The organism is Bartonella sp. MM73XJBT.G, from assembly GCF_028618435.1.
In the GTDB taxonomy this organism is placed as follows: Bacteria; Pseudomonadota; Alphaproteobacteria; order Rhizobiales; family Rhizobiaceae; genus Bartonella.
In genome coordinates, this window is record NZ_JAQISW010000033.1 from 1 (window position 1) to 6296 (window position 6296).

General features: G+C 34.7%; 3 protein-coding genes and 1 pseudogene. All 4 read left to right on the forward strand.

Going from position 1 to position 6296, the window contains the following annotated elements; translation table 11 throughout:
* The coding region (locus tag PVV59_RS09060; RefSeq protein WP_273755782.1) for a type ISP restriction/modification enzyme at window positions 1-2885 on the forward strand (2885 nt) is incomplete at its 5' end.
* Between the two features lie 1610 nt (window positions 2886-4495).
* Window positions 4496-5137 carry a hypothetical protein gene (locus tag PVV59_RS09065; protein ID WP_273755783.1) on the forward strand — a complete coding sequence of 214 codons (642 nt, stop codon included), beginning with the start codon at window positions 4496-4498 and terminating at the stop codon, window positions 5135-5137.
* An 86-nt stretch (window positions 5138-5223) separates the two neighbouring features.
* Window positions 5224-5826 carry a hypothetical protein gene (locus tag PVV59_RS09070; RefSeq protein WP_273755784.1) on the forward strand — a complete coding sequence of 201 codons (603 nt, stop codon included), beginning with the start codon at window positions 5224-5226 and terminating at the stop codon, window positions 5824-5826.
* A gap of 96 nt (window positions 5827-5922) precedes the next feature.
* Window positions 5923-6296 (forward strand): annotated as a pseudogene (locus tag PVV59_RS09075) (hypothetical protein); the annotation flags it as partial.

The window sequence follows — 6296 nt, forward strand, 5'->3', positions numbered from 1 at the left end:
ATGTCTATCCACTGCGGAAATCGTTTAACCCCCATAATGGTCAAGAACGTTTTAACTTTGTGATGGCGTTTCCTAATGCTCTCAAAACCCTTCTGATTAAAAAATCGACCCTTGCGGATTATTGGGGCATATGGGCGAACAATGTTGCTGAAATTGCTCAAAACCACATTAATCGTCTTAAAGATATTCTTTCTGATAAAACCAGTAAAGCCTATTATGCTTTTGAGAGCTTTCATAAGGAGTTAAAGAGTAATTTAAACGACAGTATTACCCAAGAGGAAGCGCTTGAGATGTTAGGACAACATCTTGTGACGCGTCCCGTGTTTGAAGCCTTATTTGAAGGCAATAAATTTGTCCAGAACAATAGTATCTCGCAAGCGATGGAAAAGATTTTAGCTGAGTTGGATAAAACCAATATCAAGCAAGAGTCAAAGGAATTACAAAAATTTTATAACAGTGTAAAATTCCGTGCCTCTGGGATTACCGAACCCCAAGCAAGACAAAACCTTATTATCAAGCTATATGAAGATTTTTTTGCCAAGGCATTTAAGAAAACCACCGATAGGCTTGGGATTGTTTACACCCCCGTTGAGGTTGTTGATTTTATCATTCACTCTGTTGATGATGTTTTACGCAATGAATTTGGAAAAAGCCTAGGATCACGTGGTGTTTCTATTCTTGACCCTTTTACGGGTACTGGTACCTTTATCACAAGGCTTTTACAATCAAATCTTATAAAACCAGAAGATATGGAATATAAATACCGTTATGATATTCATGCTAATGAGATTGTCTTGCTCGCTTATTACATAGCAGCCATTAATATCGAAGCAACCTATCATGGTCTTATGAAAGGGAATTATATCCCATTTAAGCATATTGGTTTAACTGATACATTCCAAATGCTTGAAAGAAAAGATTTGTTGCAAGAGTTATTTAAAGAAAACAGTGAATATTTGGAACATCAGAAAAATCTGGATATCAAAGTTATCTTTGGCAATCCTCCTTATTCCGTAGGACAAAAAAGCGCTAATGATAATAATCCAAATACACCTTATCCGATTTTAGATAATCGTATTCGTGAAACTTATGCTGCTCAGTCAAATGCAACCAATATGCAAGCACTTTATGATAGTTATATTCGTGCCATTCGCTGGGCTAGTGACCGTATTGATAATGCTGGGGTAATCGGCTTTGTCACAAATGCCGGTTTTATCAATGGAAGTTCTATGGACAGTTTACGAAAATGCCTCGTTGAGGAGTTTTCGAGCCTTTATATTTTCCATTTACGAGGAAATGCTCGGACTTCTGGAGAACAACGTAAGAAAGAAAGTGGTGGAATTTTTGGTGAAGGATCTCGTGCCCCTATAGCGATTTCTATTCTCGTCAAAAATCCAGAATCTCAACAGCGTGGTAAAATATATTTCCGTGATATTGGAGATTATCTCACGAGACAGGAAAAGCTTACGATAATTGAATCCCTTGGTAGTATTGATGGCATTACACGGAGTGAACAAAGCTGGCAAATGATTACACCAGATGAACATGGTGATTGGCTTGGTCAACGTAATGAGAGTTTCAAGGCGTTTTTAGCCTTAGGTGATAAAAAAGGGCATGATCAAAAGCTTTTTAAAAATTTTTCTCGTGGCGTTATGACGAGCCGTGATGCATGGGCTTATAACTCAAGCCGTGAAACACTAGCAAAAAATATGCGTAATATGATTGCTTTCTATAATAGTGAGGTAAAACGTTTTAATGATGCCTATCCACATACTGATCATAAAATACGTGCAAATGCTGTAAATAGCTTCGTAAATTCTGACACAAAAAAAATCAGTTGGAGCTATAATCTCAAACAAGACTTGGTAAAAGGAAAGGCTTTCAATTTTAAGGAAAATTACCTTATCAAAAGCTTGTATCGTCCTTTTACACAACAGTGGCTTTATTGTGATGCTGCTCTCAACTGTGATGGTGCTTATCAGAGGCGTATATTCCCGATAGGGCAAGCGGTTGAAAATAAGATGATACAGCTTACAGGTATAGGAGCAAGAAGATTTTCTGTGTTGATGAGTAAGAATATACCTAGCTTGGATTCAATAGAAAAAAGTCAATGCTTTCCAAGATATATTTATGAAGATGTCAAAACTTCAAAAGGTAACAATAAAAAACAAATCCATTTATTTGCAAATGCTACAGAACAAAACAAAACAACTGGTTTACAGAGGCGTGATGCCATTACTGATAAAGGACTAGACCATTTTAAAGCGGCTTATCCTAATGAAAAAATCACTAAAGATGATCTATTCTATTATGTTTATGGGATTTTGCATTCAGAAGATTATCGTGCCCGTTATGCTGATAACCTCTCTAAAGAATTGCCTCGTATCCCTTGCGTAAAAAGCGCTGATGATTTTTGGATGTTTGTTACAGCAGGTCGTGAATTGGGGCATTTGCACGTAAATTATGAAGATGTAGAGCCTTATCCAGTGACCTTTAAAAAAGGAAATCCAAAACAGACTGATATCTCTAATCCAGAAAAGTTTTATTACGTGAATGAAATGAAATTCGCAAAAATTAAGAATAGTAAGGAAAAGGATAAATCCACTGTTATTTATAACAGCAACATCATCATAACAGACATTCCTCTTGAAGCTTATGAGTATATCGTCAATGGTAGACCCGCCCTTGAATGGGTTATGGGGCGTCAATGTGTGAAAACTGATAAAAAGAGTGGCATTGTGAATGATGCTAATCGCTATGCTGTTGAAACCGTTGGAAACCCCGCTTATCCATTAGAATTGTTTCAAAGGGTTATTACCGTAAGTTTAGAGACAATGAAAATCGTTAAGAGCCTACCAAAATTAGAAATGAGAGAAACTGAATAGACTTGCCATGCTTACATGATGGGTATGATAAATTCACAAGGGGTATAAGGTCTTATAACTATAGGTTTTATACCCCTTTTATAAATTGCTTACATACAATCTTAAAAGGAGTGTTTATATGCGTTATTCTAAAAAGAAATCATTTGCACTTTTAAACACTGTCATTTGGATTGCTTTAAGACTTATAAGAAATCCACTCTTAAACAAGATAAGATTTATTTGGATTGCCTTTAAGAGGTTATATCGTAATCTCAAATAATAGCTTTATCCTTTTAAAAAGCCTTGTTTAAAGAGAGTTATGTATATTCATTTTGCTTATAAGTTTTGAAGGTGCAAAAATTGTCAAAACCCCCTCGAAACATATATCATTAGTTGAATTCATAGGTTGTAATGTCGATATAGGTTGTTTTTTAAAGGTCTGTAAAATATTAACACATTGAAATATAATGTTTTTATTTTTTACTGTTTTTTTATCTAAAAGGGGCAACCGTCAAAACTCAAAACCCCTTCAAAACTCATAACCATAATGATCTTGATAGCATTTCTTATGATTATAAACTGTCTTTTGAAAGGCTTTAAAAGATCACACATTTTTTTAAGACGTGTTTTAATCACTCACTAAAATGATTACTTTTGTCGGTTCAATTTACTGACACAAACTGACAAATATATATTTATAATTGTATTTATTTGTTATGGTTGTTTTAATAAGTTGTATTTTGAAAAATCAATAAAACTTAACATATTGAAATATAATGTTTTTAATTTTCTCTTATTTGAAAAAAAATACTCTAGAGTCTAAAAACAACTGACTAAACTGACAAAAATGACAAAAGTCTATTAAAAGGGATTTTGCTAATCTCTATAATTATCAATCTCTCTTTAGAGGTTTTCATAACAGTCTATAAATCGCAATTATCATTTCTCTTATGAAAATGAAAAATGGTGCGGTGGCTATAAAGCAGATAACAGCTATAAAGCACGTGTAAAAAACAGGTTTTCATAATCATAATGCAAATGAATGGATTGCTTATAAAGATAAGCCCTATAAAAGCTATTAAGTTGCAAATGTGTTATAAAAGAAATTAACAGAAATCTTTAAAAACCATTTAGTGAAAAAATAGATACGTTATAAAGTTAAAAATACGCATTATGAAAGCGTTTTTAAATATTATAAATGTATAGATTCAAAAAATAACACAATCGTTTAAGAAAGCCAATAATATAGCTTTAAAAGCACATAAATATAAAAGAAGCAATTAATATGCATATGATAAATATATACACACAATGCATTTAAAAAAATTATAAAAAATATCAAAAAAGATAAAATAATAATTGACAATAAATACGTATTTTGATATATAAATACTCAAGTGCTAGAAACACTTAAACAGTAAGCGGATAGGTTACGAAACAGCCTTTCCCATGCCTTTAAAATACTGACTATCTTTTATGCTATAAAAAGCATATAGAGTGATTTTGTCGGGTGTGGTTGCACCATACAATACTCTTTATGAGAAAAGTGTAACGACGGACTTACTGCCGTGTTTCTACCACCCGGCGCCTTTATAGGCTGTCAATAGAAACCCAACAGTAAGGATTTAGTTATGAACACTATATCACAAAACACCCCCGTTATTTCTTCCATTTCAAATGAAACCGCATCTAATAATAAACAAGAGCCTGCAAAAAAATACGAATTTACGGGTGAGACAATAGAGGTTGGTTTTAATACACTTCACAGAATTAGAGCATTAAGAGATTTTGGTGATGTGAAAAAAGGCGACCTCGGGGGGTATATAAGTAGTGAATACAATTTATCACATCATGGCAATTGCTGGGTCGGGGATAAAGCAAAGGTTTATCATAATGCGCGGGTTTACGATAATGCCGTTGTAAGTGGCTATGCCCATGTGAACAATGTTGCTTGCATTTATGAAAACGCCCGTGTTTATGGCAAGGCTGTGGTGGCTGGTCAAGTTTATGGCAATGCAGAGGTCTATGGTTTTGCACGCATTTATCCTGATGCTCATATTTTTGAAAATGCTCGCGTTCATTATTACGCTTGTGTCTTTAATGATACAAAAATTTATGGCAATGCGAAAATTTCTGGATATGCTTGTATTTTTGCAAATGTAAAGATTTTTCGCAATGCGGTCATTAAAGGCGATACTTGGGTTCGCAATAATATTGAAGTCTGTAGTAAAGAAATTGTCTATAACGATCAGTCATTAAAAGACGCTGCGTAATTGAATAATACGCGGGCGCGGCGGGGGCGCCCTTCTTTAAAACATTTCATTTTAAAATTTAAATCTCTTTATAAAGGAATTGTGCCATGCAAAAAAAGTTTGCACTCACAAATGAAACGCGTGTATTTGGTGAATATGTTCTTTATCGTATTAAAGCATTAAAAGACTTTTCTGATGTCAAAGCTGGTTCTTTGGGTGGCTTTATTGAAAAGGAAGAAAACCTCTCTCATGATGGCAATTGCTGGGTTTATAATGATGCTCTTGTGTTTAAAAATGGTCGTGTTTATGAAAATGCAAGGGTTTTTGGCAAGGCTATCACTTGTGGTCATGTGTATGGTCATGCGCGCGTTTATGACAATGCTATCGTTGCTGGCTATGTCTATGATAATTCCCATGTCTATGGCAAGGCTGTTATTTCTGATAATTCCCATGTCTATGGTAATGCTCATGTTTATGGCAAGGCTATTATTTATGATAAAGCTTCTGTTTATGACAATGCTAGGGTTTATGAAAACGCTCGTATAGCAAATAACGTGCATGTGAGTGAAAATGCCAATATCCATGGCATTGCTGTTATTCGTGAAAATGTTGGTGGGTCTACTGAGGTTAAAACCTATATTGAACGGGTTTCTCCTTATGGGGAATTAGAGATTGTCTATGTCTCTCCAAAAATAAAGCAGCATAATTGAATGTTCTGGCGGTGCGGGGGCGCCTGCTTTCTAACCAAATTCTTTCATTCAAAATTTTGTCAAACGTTTATCACATTAGATTGTGAGGATATCCTTATGTGCAAAAAATATGAATTAACCAATCAAACAAAACAAATTAAAGATAGACTAACAAAACAAATTACAAACCTTTATCGCATTCGGGCTTTAAAAGATTTTGATGATGTCAAGGCTGGCGATCTGGGTGGCTATATCGAAAATGAAAGCAACTTATCACACTATGGCAATTGCTGGGTTTATGATGAGGCTCTTGTCTATGGCTATGCTCATGTTACTGATCATGCTAAAGTAAGGCATTCTTCTCATGTGCGGGGGCGTGTCTATGGCAATGCAGAGGTTTATGGCAAGGCTGTAATCACACGATATGCAAAAATTTATGACCATGCTTGTGTCTATGACAGTGCTCATGTAGCAGGGAATGTTTATGGCAA